Annotated in this window: 22 protein-coding genes; 21 read left to right on the plus strand and 1 reads right to left on the minus strand. The window is 56.9% G+C overall.

Annotation, left to right across the window (positions count from 1 at the left end):
• Positions 1–116: 116 nt before the first annotated feature.
• A complete protein-coding gene (gene nusG, locus EV663_RS13405; RefSeq protein WP_132952705.1) occupies positions 117–647 on the minus strand; it encodes a transcription termination/antitermination protein NusG in 531 nt (176 codons plus the stop codon).
• A 511-nt stretch (positions 648–1,158) separates the two neighbouring features.
• Here nusG and EV663_RS13410 point away from each other — a divergent pair.
• From EV663_RS13410 to EV663_RS13510, 21 genes are all read left to right on the plus strand, one after another.
• Positions 1,159–2,013, plus strand: a complete 855-nt coding sequence (locus EV663_RS13410; protein WP_207904434.1) for an ABC transporter permease — start codon at positions 1,159–1,161, stop codon at positions 2,011–2,013.
• A gap of 134 nt (positions 2,014–2,147) precedes the next feature.
• Positions 2,148–3,329 (plus strand): ABC transporter ATP-binding protein, encoded by a 1,182-nt coding sequence (locus EV663_RS13415; protein WP_425057143.1) that lies wholly within the window; start codon positions 2,148–2,150, stop codon positions 3,327–3,329.
• Positions 3,319–4,032 carry an FkbM family methyltransferase gene (locus EV663_RS13420; RefSeq protein ID WP_132952709.1) on the plus strand — a complete coding sequence of 238 codons (714 nt, stop codon included), beginning with the start codon at positions 3,319–3,321 and terminating at the stop codon, positions 4,030–4,032. The genes EV663_RS13415 and EV663_RS13420 overlap by 11 nt, the downstream gene beginning before the upstream one ends.
• Positions 4,029–4,973, plus strand: coding sequence for a glycosyltransferase family 2 protein (locus EV663_RS13425; RefSeq protein WP_132952711.1), 945 nt, complete (start codon positions 4,029–4,031; stop codon positions 4,971–4,973). The genes EV663_RS13420 and EV663_RS13425 overlap by 4 nt, the downstream gene beginning before the upstream one ends.
• A gap of 105 nt (positions 4,974–5,078) precedes the next feature.
• The gene (locus EV663_RS13430; protein ID WP_132952713.1) at positions 5,079–6,380 is read left to right on the plus strand and encodes a glycosyltransferase; all 1,302 of its coding nucleotides are present in this window, start codon (positions 5,079–5,081) and stop codon (positions 6,378–6,380) included.
• A 458-nt stretch (positions 6,381–6,838) separates the two neighbouring features.
• Positions 6,839–7,840, plus strand: coding sequence for a hypothetical protein (locus EV663_RS13435; RefSeq protein WP_165910199.1), 1,002 nt, complete (start codon positions 6,839–6,841; stop codon positions 7,838–7,840).
• A 30-nt stretch (positions 7,841–7,870) separates the two neighbouring features.
• Positions 7,871–8,722, plus strand: a complete 852-nt coding sequence (locus tag EV663_RS13440; protein ID WP_132952717.1) for a capsular polysaccharide synthesis protein — start codon at positions 7,871–7,873, stop codon at positions 8,720–8,722.
• Between the two features lie 101 nt (positions 8,723–8,823).
• Entirely contained in the window at positions 8,824–10,197 is a 1,374-nt protein-coding gene (locus EV663_RS13445; protein ID WP_132952719.1) for a hypothetical protein, read from the plus strand.
• Positions 10,197–11,387, plus strand: a complete 1,191-nt coding sequence (locus EV663_RS13450) for a glycosyltransferase (protein WP_132952721.1) — start codon at positions 10,197–10,199, stop codon at positions 11,385–11,387. Before EV663_RS13445 ends, EV663_RS13450 begins: the two co-directional genes overlap by 1 nt.
• Positions 11,388–11,450: 63 nt before the next feature.
• Entirely contained in the window at positions 11,451–12,326 is an 876-nt protein-coding gene (locus EV663_RS13455; RefSeq protein ID WP_165910200.1) for an ATP-grasp fold amidoligase family protein, read from the plus strand.
• 170 nt (positions 12,327–12,496) lie between these two features.
• Positions 12,497–13,423, plus strand: coding sequence for a hypothetical protein (locus EV663_RS13460; protein WP_132952725.1), 927 nt, complete (start codon positions 12,497–12,499; stop codon positions 13,421–13,423).
• A 3-nt stretch (positions 13,424–13,426) separates the two neighbouring features.
• The gene (locus EV663_RS13465; protein WP_132952726.1) at positions 13,427–14,542 is read left to right on the plus strand and encodes a glycosyltransferase; all 1,116 of its coding nucleotides are present in this window, start codon (positions 13,427–13,429) and stop codon (positions 14,540–14,542) included.
• The gene (locus EV663_RS13470) at positions 14,539–15,708 is read left to right on the plus strand and encodes a glycosyltransferase family 4 protein (RefSeq protein ID WP_132952728.1); all 1,170 of its coding nucleotides are present in this window, start codon (positions 14,539–14,541) and stop codon (positions 15,706–15,708) included. The genes EV663_RS13465 and EV663_RS13470 overlap by 4 nt, the downstream gene beginning before the upstream one ends.
• Before the next feature lie 31 nt (positions 15,709–15,739).
• The gene (locus EV663_RS13475) at positions 15,740–16,912 is read left to right on the plus strand and encodes a glycosyltransferase (protein ID WP_165910201.1); all 1,173 of its coding nucleotides are present in this window, start codon (positions 15,740–15,742) and stop codon (positions 16,910–16,912) included.
• Positions 16,912–18,051 carry a hypothetical protein gene (locus EV663_RS13480; protein WP_132952732.1) on the plus strand — a complete coding sequence of 380 codons (1,140 nt, stop codon included), beginning with the start codon at positions 16,912–16,914 and terminating at the stop codon, positions 18,049–18,051. Before EV663_RS13475 ends, EV663_RS13480 begins: the two co-directional genes overlap by 1 nt.
• Complete coding sequence (locus EV663_RS13485) at positions 18,048–19,046, plus strand: sugar-transfer associated ATP-grasp domain-containing protein (protein ID WP_132952734.1); 999 nt, start codon at positions 18,048–18,050, stop codon at positions 19,044–19,046. Before EV663_RS13480 ends, EV663_RS13485 begins: the two co-directional genes overlap by 4 nt.
• Positions 19,043–19,645, plus strand: a complete 603-nt coding sequence (locus tag EV663_RS13490) for a hypothetical protein (RefSeq protein WP_132952736.1) — start codon at positions 19,043–19,045, stop codon at positions 19,643–19,645. The genes EV663_RS13485 and EV663_RS13490 overlap by 4 nt, the downstream gene beginning before the upstream one ends.
• Before the next feature lie 173 nt (positions 19,646–19,818).
• A complete protein-coding gene (locus EV663_RS13495) occupies positions 19,819–20,904 on the plus strand; it encodes an ATP-grasp domain-containing protein (protein ID WP_207904435.1) in 1,086 nt (361 codons plus the stop codon).
• Entirely contained in the window at positions 20,901–22,064 is a 1,164-nt protein-coding gene (locus EV663_RS13500; protein WP_132952738.1) for a translin family protein, read from the plus strand. Before EV663_RS13495 ends, EV663_RS13500 begins: the two co-directional genes overlap by 4 nt.
• Before the next feature lie 489 nt (positions 22,065–22,553).
• Positions 22,554–23,120 carry a sugar-transfer associated ATP-grasp domain-containing protein gene (locus tag EV663_RS13505; RefSeq protein WP_132952740.1) on the plus strand — a complete coding sequence of 189 codons (567 nt, stop codon included), beginning with the start codon at positions 22,554–22,556 and terminating at the stop codon, positions 23,118–23,120.
• Between the two features lie 37 nt (positions 23,121–23,157).
• Positions 23,158–23,928 carry a YdcF family protein gene (locus tag EV663_RS13510; protein WP_132952741.1) on the plus strand — a complete coding sequence of 257 codons (771 nt, stop codon included), beginning with the start codon at positions 23,158–23,160 and terminating at the stop codon, positions 23,926–23,928.
• Positions 23,929–24,022 lie beyond the last annotated feature (94 nt).

A 24,022-nucleotide genomic window follows, 5' to 3' on the forward strand; every position in this document is an offset into this window, starting at 1 on the left:
CGCGCCGGAGCAATTGCCGGCTCGGGGCGGGGGCGGGCATGCATGTCGCCCGACCATCAGACGGCTGGCTGTCCGGCCTTCAGGGGAGGGGCGGGCTGACTGGGGCGGTGCGGACGTCAGGGCTCCTGCTTCATGACCATCTCGGGGTCGAGCTGGGCGCGGGTCGGGCGGCCGAGCAGATCGAGCAGGACATGGATTCGCCTGTCGGGATCGATCTGTTCCACCGAGGTCACGAAATCGCGAAACGGCCCGCTGATCACCCGGACCTTGTCGCCAACCGAGAGGGCGTCGATCGCGGGGCGCAACAGCCCGTCATCGTCGCATCGGCTCATCAGGCCGGCGATGATCTGGGGGGGCACGCAGGCCGGGCCGGCCTGTGCGGTACCAATCAGCCGGCACACGCCCGGCGCGCTGCGCGCCTTGTGCCAGTTCGGCCAATCCGGGGTCGTGGCCAGGAAGAGGTAACCGGCGAAGACGGGACGGATCTCGGTGCGCACGCGCCCGCGCCAGCGCCGTTCGACCTCGTGGCGCGGCATGAAGACGTCGAATCCGAGGCGGGTGAGGCTGCGTTCGGCGATATGGTTCTGGTTGGGGCGGCACATCAGCAGGTGCCAGTCGGTCGAGGCGAGATCTGCGGCATGTTTCATGGCGGGTCCCGTCCGTCGGAGGTAAGCATAACGGCTCTCTTAATGATAAAAAATTACAGGTCAAGCCTTGTCGCTCCGCGGCCGGTTGGCCAGGCGTGGCAGGGGGGTTGCGCGCGCTTGGATGACTGTATAATGTATCAAGATGAGAAGCTTCCAATTTGGAAGCACGTGTTTTCTGGATGTTAACGGTCGCGGGGATTGCCGGTGGCTGTGCGGAAGCCGTGGCAGAGTTGCAGTTGAGGGATCGGCGCAGGCCCTCTCTTGCCCAGTCTTGAACATCTCATCGTGAGAGTTGGTCTTCTTGCCACGACTTGGGAAGAGACTGGCAGCGGGAGCGCGTGTGGGGCTTGGAATTTGCGTTATCGGGCGTTTGGGGGCCAAGAGATCTTGAGCCAGGGTATTCGCCGCGTCTTCTTGTCTCGGGACGGTGATTGGGCCGCCCCCGTAACCCACAATTCAAGCAGAAGGGGTTCGTTCCATAGCTGATAACGTCTTCAAACCTCGAGAACACATGACAGATACCATGACTTCATCCTCGGGCGGTCCAGGGCGTCTCGTCCTGGAGGCCGGGCGTGCTGATGCGCAGTATTGGCGCGATCTTTGGCATTATCGCGAACTCTTTGCGATCCTGGCCTGGCGCGACATCTCGGTGCGTTACAAGCAGACGGTCATCGGGGTGGCCTGGGCGGTGATCCGTCCTTTCCTCACCATGATTGTCTTCACGGTGATCTTCGGACGCGTTGCGCAATTGCCCTCGGACGGCGAAGCGCCCTACGCGGTCATGGTTTTTGCGGGCATGCTGCCCTGGTTCCTGTTCTCGACCATCCTGAGCGAGTCTTCGAACAGCCTCGTCACCAATTCCGCCCTTGTTGGAAAGGTGTATTTCCCCCGCCTCGTGATCCCGTCGGCAGCGGCCGTGGTGTCCTTGGTGGATTTCATGATCAGCTTCACGCTGATGGTGCTGACGATGCTCTGGTTCTGGTTCCTGCCGGATTGGCGCGTCCTTCTGCTGCCCGTGTTCGTCCTCCTGGCCATGGCCGCAGCCCTGGGGCCCGCGCTTCTTCTCTCGGCCTTGAATGTCAAGTACCGGGATTTTCGCTACATCATCCCGTTCATCGTCCAGTTCGGTCTCTACGTCTCGCCCGTTGGCTTCTCCAGCGTGAACGTGCCCGAGGGATGGCGCTTCCTTTACGGCCTCAACCCGATGGTTGGCGTGATCGACGGGTTCCGCTGGTGCTTGTTGGGTGGCGAGGCCGCGCTCAATTGGTCCAGCTTCGCGCTCAGCCTCGGGGTGATTGCGTTCTTCCTGTGGTACGGCATCCGTGTCTTCCGGCGGACTGAAAAAACCTTTGCGGACCTGATCTGATGAGCGACGTCGTTATCCGCGCCGAAGGCCTCGGCAAGAAATACGTGATCGGCCATGAGTCGACCGAGCGCTATACGGCGCTTCGGGATGTCCTGGCGCAGCAAGGGCGGCGGCTGCTTCGATCGGCCCGTGACATGGCCGCCGGGCGCGCCCTGATTGCAGGCGAGGAGCGCGAAGAGTTCTGGGCCCTCAAGGATGTCAATTTCGAAATCAAGCGCGGCGAGGTGGTTGGCATCATCGGCCGCAACGGCGCTGGCAAATCAACGCTCTTGAAAGTGCTCTCGCGCATTACCGAACCCAGCGAGGGGCGCGTGATCATCGAGGGGCGGGTGGCGAGCCTGCTGGAGGTCGGCACTGGCTTCCACCCCGAGCTGACGGGGCGGGAGAACATCTATCTCAACGGGGCAATCCTGGGGATGACGCGGGCCGAGATCCGGCGCAAGTTCGACGAGATTGTCGATTTTGCCGGGGTGGAAAAGTTCCTCGATACGCCGGTCAAGCGCTACTCATCTGGCATGTATGTCCGGCTGGCCTTCTCTGTTGCCGCCCATCTGGAGCCCGAGATCCTGGTGGTCGACGAGGTGCTGGCCGTGGGCGATGCCGAGTTCCAGAAAAAATGCCTAGGCAAAATGCAGGATGTGGCGGGGCATGGGCGGACAGTGCTGTTCGTGAGCCATAATATGGCGGCTGTGCAAAACCTTTGCTCGCGTGCGTATTTTTTTCAAAAGGGTCGAAAATACGCCGAAGGCAATACGATTGATGTCATCAAGCAATATCTTTCCACTGATTGCTCTGAGCTTGTCACGGCTGGATATATTTCCGATAAGCCAAGAAAAGGAAAACAGGACCTTTACTTTCATAGGGTACTTTTTAATAAAACGAGTGGTTCTTCTTCTGAATCAAATCCGCCGGTTACTGGAGCTCCCTGCGAAATAAGCTTGAAGTTAAAGGGTGATCCAGAGGTTCGCGGCTCGGCGCGTATGGGCATCACCTTCAAGGATGCTTTCGGAAATCCCTTGTTTTTGCTTGCAAACGAAGCTTCCACACCATCAATTTTGCGAGTTGAAGATGGCTCCTGCGTAGTTTGCAGAATTGAAAAGTTTCCGTTAACCCAGGGTAAGTATTCAATCTCCTTATTTCTGGAGGTTGATGGTGTTATTCAAGATTGGATTGAAGATGGGTTATCGGTTGAGGTCGAGGCCGGGTCTTTTTTTGGTACCTCTAAAAACTGCCCTTCTGGGTGGGAAGGCAAAGCGGTTCTGGTGGAAAACTCATGGAAATCGACTTTGCAAGAAAGAAATTATCATGCGTCTTAGTGGATTGAAGGCCGGGATTAAAAATTCTTTGCGGCCAGCGCTCCCATTTTTCGAGCGAACAGGGCTTTATGACCCGCCGGGTTTTGGTCTTAATGGGCTCGATAAAAAGCTCCTGAAACACATTGGATTTCGTAATGGTGTATTTGCTGAGGCCGGCGCCAATAATGGAATTCGCCAATCCAATACCGCTTATTTGGAGTTTTACCGCGGATGGACAGGGCTCCTTGTTGAGCCAATTCCTGAATTAGCCCAACAATGCCGCATCAACAGGCCTAAGTCCCGCGTAGAGGAGTATGCGCTGACTTCGCTAAGTAGCAGTGGGGCCCCTGTGGAAATGATTTATTGCAATCTGATGTCGATTGTTAAAGGAGCACGAGGGGGAGATACCGCCGATGAAGCTCACATTGCTGCAGGCATGAAGTTTCTTGCTGGAGACGATGCTCCGAGACATTATTCGGTACCCACTGCTAGCTTGGATATGCTTTTCCGATTGAGTGGTATTTCTCGCGTGGACTTGCTGTCTCTGGATGTTGAAGGCTATGAGGCACAGGCATTGGCCGGACTGGATTTCGATCGGGTCGCACCACGTTGGATCCTGGTGGAGGCGAATGACCCGCAAGAAATCGAGAATGTCCTGGCCGCTCGATACGAACTTGTTGATCACTTGTCGCATCATGATCGCTTGTACCGGTTGAAGTCATGACCCCCCCCATCCTATTCCTCACCTTCAACCGCCCCGATACCACGGCGCGGGTGTTCGAGGCGATACGGGCGGCGCGGCCCGCGCGGCTCTACGTCGCCGCCGATGGTCCGCGCCCCGACCGGGCGGGAGAGGCCGAACGCTGCGCCGAGGTTCGCTGCATTGCAACCGCGGTCGACTGGCCCTGTGAGGTCAAGACACTCTTTCGGAATGAAAACCTCGGCTGCCGCCGCGCCGTCAGCGGTGCGATCACCTGGTTTTTTGAAAACGAACCAGAGGGAATCATCCTCGAGGACGACTGCCTGCCGGACCCATCCTTTTTCACGTTTTGCGCCGAGATGCTGGAGCGCTACCGAAACGATCCCCGGATCATGTGCGTGACCGGAAACAACTTTCAGACGGACATGGGCGATTGGCCCTACAGCTATTACTACTCGATCTACAATCACATCTGGGGTTGGGCGAGTTGGCGTCGCGCTTGGGCACTCTATGATGCGGATCTCGAAAGATTTAATTCAAGCGGCGCAAGAAATCTCTTAGCTGGGCTTTCAAAAGTTCCTGGTTTCCGTCGATATTGGAGTTCAGTTTTCGAGCGTGTAAAAAGCGGGAATATTAGTAGTGCTTGGGATTACTCTTGGACTTGGACATGTTGGTTGAACAGCGGGTGGACCTGCACCCCGTGTGTCAATCTCGTCTCCAATATTGGATTCGGGATAGACGCGACCCACACGATCAACGAAGAATCGAGCGTTGCCAATCTGCCAGTAGTACCGCTACTCCCGCCTTACGCTGCGCCACCCACTATCGCAGCCGAGCCGCGTTTCGACGACCATGTGACCCGAGAAGTGTTTAGGGGGGTCAGGGCTTACACGCCGGGCCGGCGTGTAGTTAAGCGCTTTCGTCACCTAGCAGGGCGAATGCTGAGATCGGTGGGGATGCGATGAAGATTAACCTTGGCTGTGGTGCAGGGCAGACGAACGCCTTGACAATGATTTCGATGGCAGTGTGTTCAAGCCGCTTTCGCTGTTTATGGAGGGCCGAAAAGCCGCATGACCTCAGTAATTCTTATTTCTAGGTCCGACATCGGTGGAGGCGCCGCCATAGCCGCATATCGTCTGCATCGGGCCTTGCGTGATTATGGCATTGAGTCGCAGCTAGCAGTAGCTCAGCGGAAGTCCTCGGATCCTAAGGTGGTGGTCGCGCGTTCGCCACATTTAGGCACAGGCATCATTGAGAGGCTTCAGGCAAAGAAGTACACTCTGGAACGCCGGCTGACAGCCAGGTCCGTCTCGCGGGAGCTGGCCTATTTTTCGGACGACCGTGTTCCTGGGCCAAACCTTTTGAACAGATTGCCCGAGGCCGATGTTTTAAACCTTCACTGGGTTTCACATTTCCTCGACTACCGGCGGTTTTTCCGCGGTATTTCTAATAGTCAACCGCTGGTTTGGACTTTGCACGATATGGCCCCGATGACCGGGGGATGTCACTACGCGATGAGCTGTGACCGATTTAGCGAGCGGTGCGGCGCCTGCCCCCTCCTGGGTTCCACGAACCCTCGCGATCTGACCCGGCGGATCCACAGTCGCAAAGCAGCGGCGCTTTCGCGGCTGGTTCCGGAAACGACGCGGATCGTGGCCCCCAGTCACTGGTTGGCAGATCAGGCACGGAAAAGCAGCTTGTTGGGCCGTTTTGATGTCGAAGTCGTCCCGAACGGCCTCGACATCGAGACCTTCGCGCCCCGAGACAAGGCCGTGGCCCGCAGTGTGCTCGGGTTACCTCAGGATGGCCGTATCGTGCTCTTTGCGGCCAATAGCGTCGGGGACTACCGCAAAGGGATGGATCTCCTGCTGGCGTCCCTCAACGGGCTTGACCTCGATCAGTCCGTTACGCTCGCCGCGATCGGTTCGGGTGGCTTGCATATGCCGTTTGGCAGCGTATCGCTTGGACGGGTCGAGAACCCCCGCCTGATGTCGTTTATCTATAGTGCCGCCGATGCCTTCGTGTTGCCGACCCGTGCCGATAACCTGCCAAACGTCCTGGTGGAAGCCATGGCGTGTGCCGTGCCCTGCGTATCGTTTCGGGTGGGGGGCGTGCCAGATGTTGTGCGGCATAAGCAGACGGGGTTGTTGGCCGAGCCGGCGAATGCGATCTCCCTTCGGGAGCATATTTCAAACCTTCTTCGCGATGACGTCAAGCGCGCACAGATGGGCCGACAGGGGCGCGAGGTCGTGCTGCAGGAGTATGCAGATACTGTTGTCGCTCGGAAATACGCCGAGATCTATGAACAACTTGTCGAAGCACGCAGAAGGCACGCTGGTTCTATAGGCCAGCAAGTAAGCAGCCTTTCGTGAGCTTTTCAACTACCAAAAGCAAGCCACGAAGATTGCCAGAGTTCAAGTCCCGCGCGATACGGCCCTGATGAAGTGCCCGCCCAACTTGGTAGACAGATGCCGTCGGGGGCGGGCACATCATCAGAGTCCTTCAAAGACTTTCTTGAGTCGAGAGTCTCGAGGGTTATGCGTCCACAAAGCGATTTTTGTGCAAGTCTCGCGGGGAGACGCTTGTAGATGTAGTATTAAAGCTTGAAGACTTGGCGAATGACTTCGAAAAATAAAGAAAAGGCTTGCACTGGGCTGCTCGTTCGGGCGCGCGAAATAAATCGCGTCAGAGAGATATTGGTGAATATCATGAAATTGAAGCGCAACATGTTATCCTTTGAAAATTTGAATTTGAATTTGATGTCGTTGGTTCTTCTGGTGTATTTTGATCGCAAAATAATGATTAAAGATTTTTACTTTGAGGCCCGCAAGTGAAGGATAGCTGTAATTTCCGGGGCGTGGCGTTCGCGAAGAGCCTGGGAGGGCATCGTGACGATTATTTGACGCTATTCAGTAAGTCTCTCGCCCTTGAGAATGGTGGCGCATTCACATTTCACAAACACTTTATAAGGGCCATCACAGCTAAATATTTATTGTTCGTCACAGTTGATGCGCATGTAGGGACGTTCTTGTTTCTTTCTGGTGTGAGAGCCGCACTCAGAAAAAGAACTGTAGCTATATCGGTGGCTCCGGATGAAGTTAATACTCGCCTAAGCCGCCTGCAAAAAACGTTCCGTGGAGCTCTACGGCGAACAAACAGCGTTACGATTCTGGGCATTAGGCCATTTGATATCTGTCCAGCTGATAGATCTTTCGCCGACGATTGGATCTTTGACCCACAACTCTGGGATCTCAAGTACCTTCTGAAGCATTCTGAGCAGGGGGACCCAAGAGCCTGCCGCCGTTCTCACGGCCGAGAAGGTCAACCCAAGAGATTATACTTTCTAGGCCATGGCTCTCGCCGTAAGGGGTTTGACTTATTTCTCGACCTCTCCGAACAGATTTCGGGTGGTTATGAATTCAAAATGGTCGGCCTCGCGGATAATGAATTTGCACATCGCAAAATACCAAATGCAGAAGGGAAAAACAAAGACGGCTCGGCTGGGCACGCGTCATTCAAGGATTTCATAGATGCTTACCTTCGAGCGGACCTTATTTGGTGCTATTATCCAGCAGAAAGCAACTTGTCTTCTGGGATCTTCGGTCGCGCCATTCAACTCGGTGCTCACGCTATCGTCCGAAAAGACTCTTACCTGAGCAAATTCGCCGAGAAGTATAATTTGGCTTACTCGGCGCTCGAAGATCCAGTAATTTCAGCACGCATCTCAGCGCTGGTCATTTTTTCTGGTTGCTCCGAGCAATCTAGATTTGAGTTAATTGATAAATTCGAGAAATTGAGCCTTGCTAGGCTAGAGCGTGCGTTCGGCGGGTAACGTTTAATCTGCCTGTTTCGAGGGTTTTGCATGAAGAAGAAAATTTTCTCATACTGGCAGCAGGGTATCAATGCGGGTCCTGATATCGTGAAGGCCTGCGTTGCCCAGGGCAACGCCCTCTCGGCTAGCCAGAACTTCATATTGCTGGATAAGAGTGATTTGGAACAAATCCGGCCGAATATCCCCATGGAAGACGCGACTTGGTGTAGTCTCGGAGTCCCGTTCCAGTCTGATCTCATCCGGACGGCCCTTCTGATACGCCATGGCGGCATCTGGATGGATGGAACCGTATTCCCACTGGTCGATATGCATGTTTGGCTCGAAGACAAGATGCAGGCAGGCCTCTTCTTCTTCCAAAAGCCGGGAAGAGATCGCCTTATCTCAAACTGGTTCATTGCCGCGGAGCCCGAGCATCCCATCCTCATCGCCCTCCTCCACAAGCTTTGCCGCTATTGGGAAAGCAGCGCCCTCAAGGATCGCAGCGGAAAACCCGACAAGAAGACCGCTCTCGTAGGTCGGGCAATCAACCGGCACCCGAGCCTGACGCGACTGTGGCTGACATCGCCGATGCGGTGGGCGCTGCGCCGCCCACCCTATCTGATCTATCACTACGCGCTGAACGACCTGATCGCAGGCGACTGGCGCTTGCGCAGGATGTGGAACGACATGCCGTTCGAATCCGCGGTGCCGCCTCATGCGCTGCAGCGCGCTGGCCTGCAGTCCCCTCTGACCGACGAAGCGAAAACGCTGATCGATCATCCGCAAACCCCGCTTTTCAAGCTGACCTGGAAGGTGCCGGAACCGCAGGTGCCAGCCGGGTCCGTTGTCGACTATCTGTTTTCCAAATCCAGCGCTGAGAAACATGATCATGCAGTGCATTAGAACTCAAAAGATCGATTGCGTTATCTGCCTTGCTCTGGACCTGTCCCTCGCAGTGGTTGGAAAAGGCATAGTGCTGTCATGGGCTTCAGCTAGCTCGCAGCATGCTGGCTAACCAAGCATCTCTTGCCCCAGGGCAGGTCCATAAACGAATTCGCCGCCCGGCCGACGTTCCGGCGCGTGCGGTCAAGATAATGACCGGGATGCTGCTGGCGCCGCCGTTGTTGTTGCTCGAGGCATGGCGAACAAGGAGCCACCGGTACCGGCACCTATTGCTGACAGCCTTCTTCGCCGTTTACGGCGCGACGATCGGGATCGCCTACGACCCGACTGGGGCAGGTGCAGACGGAGTGCGCCATCTCCTGAAAGTGTACGTCCATTACAGCGATCTGGCTTTCGGCGATTTTCAGCGCGAACTTTGGGAGATCCTGACCTTTCAAGTGGGGACATCACCGAACAAGGACGTCTACATCCACGTGGTGTCCTACTTCGTCGGAGGTGTCCTTGGCGTACCAGCCCTGTTCTTTTTTGTCATCGGGACCGTCTACGGGTACTTCTTCTCCGGGTCTATGCTCATCATCTTTCGCGACTGGGGAAAGGCCCGGTTGCCGTTGATCACACTGTTCCTGATCGCGAACTTCTTCTTGTTGAAGAACATCGAAGGCGTGAACACCGTGAGAACCTGGACCGGGCTCTGGGTTCTCGTCTACGGCTCGCTTCAGTATTACAGGACGCGCCGTCTTCGGTATCTCGTTCTCATGGCAATGCCGCCCTTCATTCACCTCGGTTACTTCGTGATGGCCCTTCCGGCCTACGCCGTGCTCCTCTTCGGGAGTCGCGTGTCTCTCTACGCGGTGCTCTTCATCCTTTCGAGTACGACGACGCTGATAAGTCCAGGCTCCTTCGTGGAAGTTGCGGCCACGACAGAACGGGGAAGTAGTGCTGTGGGCTCGTATTATCGGGAAGAGACCGCAGATTTCGAGCAAGTGGTGGCACAGACTTCCGGAAAACGAATTTGGTTTGTGCTCGCGAAGCTTAAGGTCCAGAGATGGGCTCTGAACCTCTTCATCTACACGCTTCTCGTCTGTGGCATCTTTACGCTGACGATGAACGCCTACGAACGCTGGATAGCCTCGATTGGCCTTCTCACGCTCACCTTATCGAACAGCCTGTGGTTCATGTATGCCATTCACAACCGTGCATGGACGATCGGCGCGGTTTTCCTTGGAGCTGCCTTCATCATGATGCGCCTTCGTCAAGCTGATCGCTTCAAAGCGCCAAGGGGGAAATTCCTATATCAGCTGGGCTTGGTAAGCAGTGCCGTCTTGTTTGTGCCCTATTTCGCTTACAACCTTTCACTTTTTCTGGACTATCCAAGTGTCTTCCTTCTCGGTGCCCCATTCACCGTCTGGCTCGATCCCTCGGTCAATCTGACAATCAAGGAAGCGCTACGCGCCTTGATTTATGGAATTCTCTGATGCCCGAACGCACCCGCATCCTGATCGTCTTGACCCCGCCACTCGATCCGTCGACGGGTGGGGTTCAAATGAGCACCGTGAAGATGGCTCGTATGCTCAATTCTCAGGGGGTTGAGGTGGGCGTGTTTTCGTTCGAGGCCCACGGCCATCGGGCGACTGAAAACGTGGCGTTATTTTCTGCCCCTGAAAGCGGAAATGTCGCCAACAAGTCCAATCACGCGGCGCTGGTCGATGCCATCAGCAGGTTCAAGCCGCACGCCGTGATCAGTCAGATGCCCTATGAACATGCCATCACGGACACGTTGCGGCGAGCCTCGGCCGTTCCGCGGATCGGATGCCTGCGCAATACGCTCTACTCCGTACGAAACAACCTCGATGCTTACGCCGAGAATTTGCTGCCCCCTCCGATAAAGGGCCTTGGCCGCTCGGCCATTGGCCGGGCCGCATTGCTGGCATTTCACCGCCAGAGGCATGCGAAAGACCTCAGGCAGATCCTTGCATCCTATGACTGCTTCGTCATGTTCGCTGAACCGAATCTGGAGGAACTTGCGTACTTCGTCCCGGATTACGACGCGCAGACCATCGCGCTCATCCCCAACTCTATCCCGAACGTTGCCGATCGCGTTCCTCCCAAGGCAAAGCGGCTGCTCTGGCTGGCCCGCGTTTCTGTCCACCAGAAACGGGCTGATCTCATCCTTCCGATCTGGCGAAAGATCGCCCCTCAGCTTCCTGACTGGACGCTCGACATTGTGGGCGATGGTCCGTTCCTGGACGACATCCGGCAAGAGATTTCCAGGGACAAGCTGCCCCGGATCGAGTTGCACGGACGACAACCCTCTACGCCTTTCTTCACGCGGTCGGAAGTGTTCATCATGACCTCCGACTTCGAGGGTTTTCCGAACACCCTAATCGAGGCGCAAAGCCAAGGCGCGGTTCCGGTGGTGGTCGACAGCTATCCCATGGTCCGCTGGCTGATCCAGCCCGGTGAGAACGGCCTGTTGACGCCGAAGGGCGATGTCGAGGCGTTGGCGCGCGCAGTTGTCGACCTGTGTCGTTCGGAGGAACGACTCGCCAATATGGCGCAGGGCGCGCTCAGGTCAGCAGCGTATTTCACAGAAGAGAAGGTGGCGCTTGAATGGCGCGGCCTGATAGATGAGCTGATCGATACCGGTCTCGACAGTTCCCGGTGATACAAGATTTGCTTGGCGCCGGCACCAGATTGACCTGCTGGCCGCAAGGTTATGGAGTTTAGAATGAGTTCCTCTGTCTTGAAAAGGTTTCGTCACGCCCTTGAAGCGCGGCTTCTTCCGGCAGCGGTTTATGTGAAAAAAGATTTTTATCGGCGCACAGGAAGACGCCTTGATCTCACGAACCCCGCCACATTCAGTGAAAAAATTCAATATTTGAAGCTTTATAACAGGGATGCTAATCTTACCAATCTTGTGGACAAGATTGAGGTCAAAAATTTCATCAAGAATGTAGTGGGTGAGAAATACACGATCCCATCGGTCGCCATATTTTCAGGTGTTGACGAAATCAACCTGGAGACACTTCCGCGGCAATGCGTTCTGAAGGCCACTCACGGTTCGGGCTGGAACTTCTTCATCAAGAGTAAGGATGAGGTTGATCTAAGGGAAATCAGGAAATTTTTCAATAAGTGGCTTGGGAAGAGCTATTATATGTATTCGAAGGAGTGGGCGTATAACGGAGTCCGTCCGCGGATAGTCTGCGAGGAACTGCTTCTGGACGAATGCGGCAATGTGCCCGATGATTACAAAGTATTTTGCTTTAACGGCTACCCAAAATACGTTCAGGTCGATCACGACCGTTTCACTTTTCACAAAAGAGCTTTTTTCGACGTGAAATGGAGAAAACAGCCTTTCACGATAGGATATCCTTTGTCTGAGAAGCAGATTGTCGCCCCGATTTGTCTTGATGAGATGCTAAAAGTAAGCGAGACTATATCAGATATTGCGCCCTTTGTGAGGGTTGATTTTCTCGTGCACGAGGGGCGTCCATTTATTGGCGAGCTTACGTTTTACCCGGGCAATGGTATGGAGAAATTTTCGCCTGAAAAATGGGATGCGGATCTCGGTGCTTGCCTTGACGTGTCGGGAATAACCGCCTGATGGCTTTGAGTATGGATCAGGCAATGAACGAACGACCAGACCTATATATTCATATCGGAACTGAAAAAACCGGATCGTCCTTTCTTCATACCATGTTGGTGAGAAGTAGGGGGGATATTTGTCGCTCCGGTATATGGATACCTCTGGGATTATCGCGCCACGAAAGCCGAATGCAACGTGGTCTCGTCAGCGCCGGAAACGCCTTCAGGCTTTGCCTTGCTTTGAAAGCCGAACCCGCATCGCAAGAGCTGTCCACGCTTCTTCATGACTGGAGAAGACAGGCGAAAGAGCGTTCCGTTGGTAGAGTGCTGGCAACCAGCGAACTTCTTTTGCCTGAGTTGCATTCGGATTGTAGGTTGGAAAGGCTGTTGCTGGCGGCCCAAAAAGCTGGTTTTGGACGTTTGCATTTCCTCGTCATCCTGCGCGCGCCCGTCGAGCAATTCCTGTCGCTCTACAAGCACCGCGCCAAACGGGGAACGGCTGGCGAGATCGCAGAATGGTGCGCGGCCGGGTATCGCCTGCCGCACGAACTCGCCGGGTTTCGCCGCCAGGCCGAAGCCCTTGGCATCGACCTTACCGTTCGGGGGTACAGCCGAGAGAAGGGCGCGTTGGAGCGGCGGTTTTTCGTCGACTGGCTGGGCGTGCCGGTCCCCGATGTGGCCGTGCCTGCCACGGTAAACCCATCCCTGACCCTTTCGGAACTGGCGCTGGTTCGGCAGATGGCAGCTGTCCGCCCCGAACTTGTAGAGCCTCTCTACGACGCGATGACCGCCGTCGATCCCGGAGCGAAGGTCCAGGGGCAGGCGCTTTCGCACTACGCCCGGGCGGTCGCGACACAGGCGGTTGCCGAGCATGCCGCGGAATGGGAGGCGTGGAATCGCCTTCTGCCCGGCGACGAGCGACTTCCCATCCCCGAGGCTCCGGCCGACCTGCCGCCACGACCCGACGAACTCGGGTTCAGCGAGGTCCAGATGCAAGCGCTGGCGGATTTCATGGCAAGAACTGCAACCTCAGGCTTTGTGGCCGAGACCGCCTGGAAGAGCCGCATTCGGCCGCGCCTTGGCCGTGTGAAACGTGCAATCCTGCGGCCGAACTGAACCATGATGCGGAAATCTCGCATCCTCGTGATCCTGCCCAGCTACGATGCCGGTGGGGCTGAGAACTATGCCCTCCGGCTGATACGTCATGCCGGAACCGAAGCCTTCCAATGGCACGTGACCACGGGAAACCTGCGCAATGCACGCCTGGAGCCTTCTTTTCGGGAGGCGGGGGCGCAAACGCATCACGCAACAACGGGGTTCTTGTCGCCGCGCCAGGCGCTCGGTTTCCGCCGTTTTCTACGCGCGCATTCTTTCGACGCTGTCATGAGCCTGAACGGCGTCTTCTCGGGGCTTGCCATGCGGCTTGCGCAGGGGCAGGGTGTCCCAAAACGCATCGCGTGGCACCGGCGATCCACCCCCGCCTATAGGCCGACCCTGTTCAGACGGCTTTACGCGGCGCAGGCGCTGAGATGGCTCGAAGGCTCTAGCACCCATATCCTGTCGAACAGCCGGACGGCCCTCGATCATTTCCATGGACCTGACTGGGAAAAGGATCACCGGTTTCAAGTGATCCCGAACGGTGTGGATGCCGACCGTTTCAAGCCGCGCCCGGAAGAGCGCGCCTGTTTGCGGGCGGAACTGGGTATTCCACCGGGCGCCATCGTGATCGGTCACGTGGGACGGGTCGATCCCGCCAAGGATCATGAAACGCTGTTTGCGACCGCGCGCTTACTCAAGGCGCAGCTTGGGACGATCTACCTGCTGCTTGCGGGTACCGGCACGGACACGGACGCGTTCCGTCAGCGGGTGCGAAATGCGGGTCTTGCGGATGTTTACCTTGGGCTTGGCGTCCGCACGGATACTGAATGCATCTACCAGGCGATGGACGTGTTCGTTTTCCCATCCGTGACCGAGGGACAGCCGAACGCCTTGATCGAGGCCATGCTGTGCGAAGTCCCGATCGTTGCGACGAACATCGAGCCCATTCGCCATGCTGTTCCGGACTGTTTGTATAGCCGCTTGTTTCCACCGCAAGATTCAGTTCGGGCCGCGGCGATTGTTCGCGACACCCTCGGCGAAAAGGGGGCTGACACCGCCGCTGTGCGCCACTGGGCACGCGACCGATATGCGCCCGACCGTAATTTTAATGCCCTGCTGGATTTTTTGATATCGTGACACGTAAGCTCCTTTTCGCTCATGACGACAAAGTCACCCTGGATCCGGACAACAGGCCGGTTTCTTACAACTACACACGGGGCCTTGTTGATCGTTATAGATACATGGCGGATCATGTGACCTTCGCCGTCAGGGGGGATGCGCACGAGCCGGTGGCGTGGTTTCCTGATGCGACGTTCATCTGTCTGCCTGACATGAAGCACGGCAGAAATCTTGCCAAGATGCGTAAGTCCGAAGGTCGTGTTGCGTCTTTGGTGGCGGATCATGATCTGGTGGTTGCGCGGCTGCCGAGTCTTATCGGGTCCTGGGCATTGAAGAGCGCCTGGAAGATGGACAAGCCGGTGCTGGTGGAATTCGTTGGCTGTCCGTGGGATGCTCTTTGGAACCACAGCCTGAAGGGAAAACTGGTAGCACCGTATTTTCGGGCCAAGAATAGACGCCTGATGCGTCGGACAAGCCATGCCCTTTATGTCACGGAAACCTTTCTGCAAAAGCGCTACCCGAGCTCGGGTGAACAGATCGCATGCTCCGACGTTGAGACCGTCATGGCGGATCGCCGCTTGTTCGAAAGCCGTCTCCGGCGGCTGAATGGAATTCGGGAGGGTGATAAGCCCATCGTACTTGGGACGATCGCCAACCTGGATGTCCCATACAAGGGGCACGACCTCGTGATCCGTGCTCTTGCGGCTCTCGGGGAGGCGCGGCATCGCTTTGTTTACAAGCTCATCGGACCGGGGGAGCAAAGCCGCCTGCAGAATCTGGCGACCGCCCTCGGCGTCGTCGATCAGATACAATTCGCAGGGCCATGCCCGCGTGAAAATATACCCCAGGCATTGGACGGTATTGATATTTATCTCCAACCGAGTCGCCAAGAAGGGCTGCCACGGGCGGTGATTGAGGCGATGGCGCGGGGATGCGTCGTCATCGGGGCGAGAACGGGTGGAATCCCCGAACTTCTTGTTGATCCGTGGATCGTCCCCAGAGGAGACTGGAGACAGATCGCTGCGCGCCTGAGGACGGTCGAGACGCTTCCCCTCGCCGAGGCCGCTTCTCGGAATTACGAAAAGGCTCATGAATTCGATATGGACGTGCTCGCGCGCAAGCGACGAGACTTCTATGATGGTTTTCTCGCGGATCACGGCTTGATGCCCGCGATCGGATGCTGACCCTCCCATGATTCTTCATCCAGAAAAGACAATGCAGGGTGTGCGGATCGTCCATGCGGCGACCAGTGCCAACATGCTGACAGCGTTCGGTCGCGTAATGGCGGATCGACTGAACGAAGAGGGCGCCGAGCTTTACTTCGTGGCCTCGTCCCGTCCCATTTACGGGCGCCCCGCTGACAAGACTGAACTCGCCGCGATGGGGGGCACACCCCTCACGCTGCCGCTTGAAAATAATATCCGTCCCTGGAACATCGTCGCGAATACCTATCGGTTCTGGCGTATTCTGCGCCGCCTGCGACCCTCGGTCGTTCACACGCGCGCCTCCGTTATGGGGATCGTGGGGCGGCTTGCGGCCTGGTTGGCTGGCGTTCCTTGCGTCGTGCACCATCAGGACGATCTTTACGCACGGGAAGAGCAGTTATCGCCGCGCAGACGGCGGCAAGCTGCCGCGCTGGAGCGATGGTTCGCCAATCGCAGCGATTGCACGTTCGTTGTCAGCGATGCCGTTTCGGAGGCGGCTCAACGCCTTGGGTTTGATGCGACGAAGGTCGTCAATGTCGGACATGACCTGAGCAAATCGATCCGGAGCGGTGCGGTCATCTCGCGCCCCGCGCGGGATGACGTGGCGCTGTTTGCGAAACTCGGCATCAGGGAGGACAACTTTCTGGTCGGCTCGGTGACCCGGCTGGAGGCGCATAAGGGCGTTGATACGCTTGTTCGAGCCGCAGCGCAGGTGGTGGAGGACGCGCCGCAGGTCCGTTTCCTTGTTCGCGGCCGCGGGCCGGCGAAGGCACAGCTCGAAGAGATGATCGCAGAATGCGGGCTAACAGAGCGGTTCTTCCTGGTGGAGGACTGGCTGTCTGATCGAGAGCTTGTCGAGCTTTACAAGTCTTTCGATCTCTTTGCGCTGCCAACACGACGTGAAGGTTTCGGCATGGCATTTGCCGAAGCCATGTTCCTCGGTGTCGTGCCGATTGCTCCGGATATTCCCCCGGTCAACGAGGTCGTCCGGCCGAAGACCGGGCTTTTGGTTCCACCGACCGATACGGCATTTGCCGAGGCCATTCTCTGGTCCGCGAAGCATCCCGAGGAGATTGCCAGCCTGCGCCAGACCGCCATCGCCGACGCAGAGGCGCGATGGGGTGGAACGCGCGCCGCGGACGCTGTTATCGCCACCTATACCCGCCTTCTCAAGGGGTCTTGATGTCAATTGCACGGCTGATCGTTGACAACCTGCGTCATGCGCGGGGCTGGTCCAGTGATGAAAAACTCCTGGTCCTCAATGTGGATGATTACGGAAATGTGCGGCTTGCCAGCGCCAGGGCGCGCGCGGAACTGGAGGCACGGATCACCGGGTTCGGCGGGTATATGGATTGTTTCGACGCCCTCGAGACACGCGAGGATCTAGAGGCGCTTTTCGAAGTCCTGGAGGGGGTGCGCGATTGCGCGGGTGAGCCCGCCGTGATGACGGCCTATGCTCTCTCCGCCAATCCGGATTTCGAACGAATCCGGGCTGAGCGGGTATATTCCTATGAGCCTCTGCCGACGACCTTTGCACGTTGTGCCGCCCAGGCGCCTGCGGCCTACGAGGGCGCGTGGTCGCTCTGGAGAGACGGCGAAAGGGCGGGGATATTCCGGCCACAGTTTCATGGGCGCGAACATGTCAACGTGGCGCTGATCGAGACCAAGCTGGCCCAGGGGCATGCCGATCTGGAGGCCAACCTGGCCCTTGAAAGCATGGCCGGGCTGAGCGGGGTAGAAGAGATGCCTGGCGTGGGCTTCACGCATGCTTTCGGGGGAGACAACCCGAACCAGTTGGACCGGCAGAGAGAGATATTGCGCGACGGAGTGAAGCTTTTTGAATCGGTTTTCGGCTTTACGTCGAAAACGTTCACGCCACCGGCACAAAAGCTGCCGCGCGCCTTGGTCAACGACCTGCGGCCGATGGGGATCCTGACCCTGGACCGGCCTTTCATTCAGAGACCTGCGCACGGTCGATTCCCGCGCCTGCCGCGTCTCAGCTTTCCGACAGCCCCGCAAAAGTGGCAACCTGGTTGCATCGTGCGGACCGTCAGCTTCGAGCCGGGGCAGGGCAGCTATTCCGACCCCATCGGACATGCCCTGCGCCAGATCGAGCAGGCCTTTCGCTGGCGCAAACCCGCCGTGGTTTCGTCGCATCGGGTGAATTTCGCGGGCCATATCGACCCGGAAAACCGGCGCAAGGGCCTTCGCGCACTTGAAGAACTCCTACACCGGATCGTTGCGACCTGGCCCGACGTGCGTTTCATCGGCGCAGATGACCTGGCGCAAACAATGCTTGGGAAAGGTCACGAGGCACCATGAAGCGTCTGCTCTATCTGGCCTACTATCTTCGTCGCATGAATTGGGACTTGTTGCGCCGTTTCATGCGGCATGTCGAGGCAAGGAATGGCATATCGCCCTCGCGCCAGGTCGTGGCAATGGTTGTGAATTCGCTTCGTTACAATGTCTCGCCCCTGGAGGTGTATCAGTTCGGCTTTTTCGGCGCTGACAAGGTGGAAAAGAGCCGCTGGGCGGGGACCGGGACCATGTACGAATTCCAGCGCCGCGCGAACCCACCGGGGGAACGATCAATTCTTGACGACAAGAGAAAGTTCCACGACGCCTATCGACGGTTTTTTCGTCATGAGGTCGTCACGCTTCCGGAGATGGAGGCGGATCGGACCCTTGCCGCGCGGATGTTGGAACGGCATGCCGAGCTTGTATTCAAGCCGGCACGAGGGAATTGCGGCATCGGGCTTGTTTTCGCGGCCAGTGCGAAATTGAAAGCTGAAAACCTGCCGGACTGGATGCGCGCGCGGGGCTTTGACCTGGTCGAGGAAAGTATCCGTCAACATCCCGATTTACAGGCGCTCTCGCCCTCCGCTGTGAATACCGTGAGAATATTCACCTGCCTTGATTCCAGCGGCCGTTGCCGGATCCTGGGATGCCGGCTTCGAATTTCGGTCAATTCCTCGGTTGACAATATGGCGGCCGGCAACCTGGCCGCACCGGTCGACGAGGTCACCGGCAGGGTGTGCGGCCCCGGTGTCTATTCCGACATCACCAAGACGCCCGAACCGGTGCACCCCGTCACGGGCGTTCCGATCGAGGGTTTTCAAATCCCATATTGGCCCGAGGCCCTGGCTCTCGTGCGCGAGGCGGCTGCGCTTCATCCGCAGAACCGTTCAATCGGCTGGGATATCGTGATCACACCGGATGGGCCGGGGCTCATCGAGGGCAATCACGATTGGTGCAAGCTGGTTTGGCAGCTTCCCATAGGGCAGGGGCTCAAGCATATGCTGGAGGAGTGCGCATGACCGCGTTCCTTCTGTTCATCAAGCATGAATTCCCGGCCATTTGGCGGATCATTGATTGGCTGAATGCCTTTCTTTTTCGCGTGCTTCACGGGGATCGACTAGCGCGGAATGCTGCTCTGTGTTTTTCTGAGTTCAAGCGTGATGGCTATGAATTTCGCGCACTCCGTGAAGGCGACCTCGAATGTCTCGGACAATTGCTCAATCGCCAGCCGGACGACCGGGTCGAATATTTCAGGCCCCATGGGTTCGATTCCGACAGTCTGCATCGCGTTTTTAGGAACCCGTCCTTTCTCATGTTCGGCGTGTTCCATGACAGGACGTTAGTCGGATACTTCTTTCTTCGGTGCTTCTGGAACCAACGGTGCTTTGTCGGGCGTCTGATTGATGAGTTCCACGAAGGCAAGGGACTTGGCGGTGTGATGAATAGGATTCTCTACAACACCGCTTGGCGCTCGAAGTTCCGCTGCCTGACAACAGTTTCAAGGCAGAATTCGTTCGTGATGCGCGCCCACGCAAGAAACCCGGCTTTCACGATTGTTAAGGAATTGCCCAACGACTATCTACTCGTCGAGTTCAAGCGTGAAAAGACTGCGAGCTGAAGGACGTATCTTCGAGTTGGGAAGATCAAGCTCGACAGCTTCTTCAGTGACGAAGAGAGCCTTGCCATTCATGGCAAAGGCGCTCGACTATTTCACTAAATTCGCGCGAGCCCGAGGCTCCACACGCCCGATGACGGAGGGGATGGTGCGCTGATGGCGCGCCTGAGAGTACCATGAAAATCGCGATCCACGACAGCCCTAATGGCTTCCACCCGCGGTGGAGAGCCTATTGCCAAGAGCACGCCATTCCTTTCAAATCCGTTAACTGTCACGCTTCGGACATCATCGCGCAACTCGCCGATTGCGACGGCCTGATGTGGCATCACAGCCAGGGAAACCCGCGCGACCTCATCGCGGCCAAGGCCGTGCTCTCGGCGTTGGAACATGCTGGCGTGCCGGTCTTTCCAGACTGGCGAACGGGGTGGCATTTCGATGATAAGGTCGCGCAGAAATATCTGTTCGAGGCGATCAACGCCCCCCTGGTGCCGAGCTGGGTCTTTCTTGACCGGCAGAGTGCCCTCGACTGGGTCGAGAAGATCGACTTTCCCAAGGTATTCAAGCTTCGGGGTGGGGCGGGCTCGGCGAATGTGCGCCTCGTGCGCAACCGGGAAGAGGCGCGCCGACTTGTGCGGCAGGCCTTCGGCCGCGGTTTTCCGAATTACGACGCCTGGGGCAGTCTGAAGGAACGCTGGCGCCGCGTCCGGTTGGGCAAGGCAAGCCCGGTGGAGGTTGCGAAGGGCGTTGCCCGTCTCGTCCATCCGCCGGCCTTCGCCCGCGTGCTCGGACGAGAGCGCGGCTATGCGTATTTCCAGGAGTTCATGCCTGATAATCCCTCGGACACGCGGATCATCGTGATCAATGGAAAGGCCTTTGGCCTCAAGCGCTTTGTCCGGGAAGGCGACTTTCGCGCGTCGGGAAGCGGTGATTTCGCCTATGGTCGTGATGAGTTCGACGAACGCTGCGTTCGGATCGCTTTCGATGTCACGGACCGGCTCGGTGCAAGCTGCGCCGCATATGATTTCGTTTTCGATGCCGCGAAGATCCCCTTGTTGGTCGAAATCAGCTACGGTTTCGTCAAGGAAGTCTACGATCCGTGCTCCGGATACTGGACACCGGACCTGACTTGGCATCCGGGCGCCTTCAATCCCCAGGGATGGATGGTGGAGGCTCTTCTCGAGCAGATTGAGCATCGCCGGGGCGATTTGCGCAGCTCGGCTGTCAGTGCGAGCAGCATGCAGCCAACCCCTTCTTCTTCATGACGTTCCCGACCCTTAAAAGATACGCGGCACCCTATTACCGCAACCTCGGCGGCTGGCGCACACGGCGCAAGATCCTCGTGATCGAAAGCGATGATTGGGGCAGCATCCGCATGCCCTCGCGACAGGTCTATGAACGGTGCCTGAAAGCGGGATATCCCGTCGATCGAACATGGTATGAGCGATATGACTCGTTGCTCAGCGAAGATGACTTGGAACTGCTGTTCGACGTTTTGTCGTCCTTTCGGGATGCCGAGGGACGACATCCCATGATTACCGCGAATGTCATCGTCGGAAATCCAGATTTCGAAGCCATCAAAGAGACAGATTTCCAAACCTACCAATACGAGCTGATCACCGAGACCTTCCAGCGCTACCCTAAACACCACCGTTGCTGGTCGCTTTGGCAGGAAGGTCAGCGGACAGGTGTCCTTATGCCCCAGTTCCACGGTCGTGAGCATCTGAATGTCGCGATGTTCATGTCGGCCCTGCGGGACGGAAATCCCGACATGAAATTTGCTTTCGACAACAGAATGCCGGGCTGCATCCCGAAAGGACCGAAGCGTGGCCCGAACCTTTATGTGGAGACCACCCGCTTCCGGTCGAGGGATGAAAAGGCGGCAGTCTTGGCCGCAACCCTCGAAGGGCTGGACCTGTTCGAACAGCTTTTCGGTTTTCGTTCCAGAACCTTCATCCCCACGAATTACGTCTGGAGCAGTGATTTCGACAAGGCTGTTCGCGAAGCGGGCATCGAGGGGTATCAAGGCCTGCGCGTGATGAAGGCGCAGCAGGTCGATGGCACGACCCACTCTGTTCAACGCAGACTCGGCGGGCGCAACTCTCTGGGACAGACCTACCTTACGCGAAACGCGTTCTTTGAGCCTTCTCTGAGCCAGGCGCCGCGTATGGATGTCGTCGATCAATGCCTGCGCGATATCCGCGCGGCGTTCCGCATGGGAAAGCCCGCAATCATTTCCATTCACCGCATCAATTTCTGTGGTTTTGTTGACGAGAAGAACAGGGATGAGAATTTGAAGGCTCTTCGCGAATTGCTGCAAAGCATCATCGAAAAATATTCAGACGTGGAATTCTTCTCGTCCGACGGACTCGTAGACGTGGTGAGGGCAGATCGCCGAGAATTGACCGAAGATTGGCGGCGATAAAAAAGAAGACAGGGGAAGTGGATATGTTCGCCAGGCTAAAAAAAAATATTCCGATTTCGATAAAAAAAGACATAAAGTATCGTCTTAGTGGTCCGGCAAGTAGGCCCTACCGTAAGATCGAAAACACACTGCAGCAAAGTTTGGATACAAAATTAAGAAAAATTTGTGATGAATATGCGAAGGAAGTTCTCGGAAGGAAGCGGTATGCGGAGTGGCTATATGTTTATTGCATGATATCCGGGCGGTTCAAGGAGGGTTGGATCCCAGATGACTATTATGGGGAGGTCGTTGTCCCGAAGCTTAAGGGCGCATATGGAGATATCTCTGAGCTGAACTTATTGCAGAGCAAGCTATTTGACGCGCGAGATTTTGCTGACATTTTATATTGCGCAAATGGGCTGATTTTCAATACTGATTTCAGATCATTAAGCGATGCAGAGGTGCATCGCATAATTGGGGGGGGGATTTGTTTTCAAGTCAGACAAAAGCATGCAAGGTCGGGGTGTCAGAATTTTCAACAGTTCAGATGGTTTAAATGTGGGCCAGTTTGGCGGTGGAGTTTTTCAGAAGTATATCGAGCAGCATACTTCTTTGAAGTCGTTTCATCCTTTGTCCGTGGCCACCCTTCGACTGACGACCGCGATCGATGATAGCGGCGCCTCCAGCTTGCGGGCCGCGTATTTGCGCTTTGGGACCGGAAAAGACAGCCATGTGCGCAGCGCCAGTCATATTAGGGTTCCGGTTTGCAAAGAGACAGGGCAGTTGCAAGACGGCGGATATACCGTCGATTGGAAGAAAATCTCGTCGCATCCTGACACGGAAGTTAAGTTCTCAGGAGTGACAATCCCAAATTTTGCAGCCTGCTCGCGCCTGGTGCTTGACCTTCAAGGTAAAGTTCCGTTCGCTAGATGCGTTGGTTGGGATATTGCAATCGACGAAAACGAACAGCCCGTCGTTATGGAATGGAACGGTGCGCACAATGATATAAAGTTTTCCGAGGCGACTACCGGACCGTGTTTCAAAGGTCTTGGTTGGGAGAATTTGTGGAAAAATTGAATATGCGTCAATGCATCAACACGAGTGAGCAGTCCGCATGTACGACATAACAAAGCTTTTTTCCCTTCTGGTCTACCCGCTCGGCATAACAGTTTTTCTCGGGCTTGTGGCTCTTCTGGCCGGGGCGCGTGGCGACAGGGTGTGGGCTTTCGCCCTGGGGGCCCTGGCCCTGGTCTGGCTTTGGGCCTGGTCCATGCCGGTGACGTCGGAACGGTTGCGGATCGGACTTGAGGCGCATTATCCCAACCTGCGGGTGGAGCAGGCGCCCGAGGCCGACGCGATTGTCGTTCTGGGTGGCGCGTTCAGCACGAACGAGGCCTGGCCCTACCCCAATGCCAGCGGATCGATTGATCGCTACTGGCACGGGGCGCGGCTCTACCATGCCGGGCGCGCGGATCGTATCGTTCTGACAGGGGGCGGAACCCCGAACCGCCCCGACAAGCTGACCGAGGCCGAGGCGGGCGCGATTTTCCTGGCCGATTTGGGGGTGCCGCCATCCGCGATCGTTCTCGATACCGCCTCGCGCACCACGCGCGATCATACCGATTATCTGGAGCCGATCTTGCGGGAGCGCGGTCTTGAGCGGTTGCTGCTGGTCACGTCGGCGACACATATGCGGCGCTCCGAAGCGGTGTTCCGCCGGGCGGGCTTCGATGTCGTGCCGGTGGCAACAGACTTCTCGGTCGGCCCTGACCCCGTCAAGGGGCCACGGTGGTACCTGCCGAGTGTTGGTGCCCTCGGTGCCAGCACGGCAGTCATTCACGAATATCTCGGTTATTGGTTCTATCGCCTCCTCGGCAAGGTGTGATCGCCTGACACGGTGCCCATGTCCCGACGGGGGCTGACACCTCGGTCCGACCGCCCCTGCGCGTCGCTGAAGCCCTATCGTCTCCGTTTTCCCA

The organism is Rhodovulum bhavnagarense, from assembly GCF_004343505.1.
GTDB lineage: Bacteria > Pseudomonadota > Alphaproteobacteria > Rhodobacterales > Rhodobacteraceae > Rhodovulum > Rhodovulum bhavnagarense.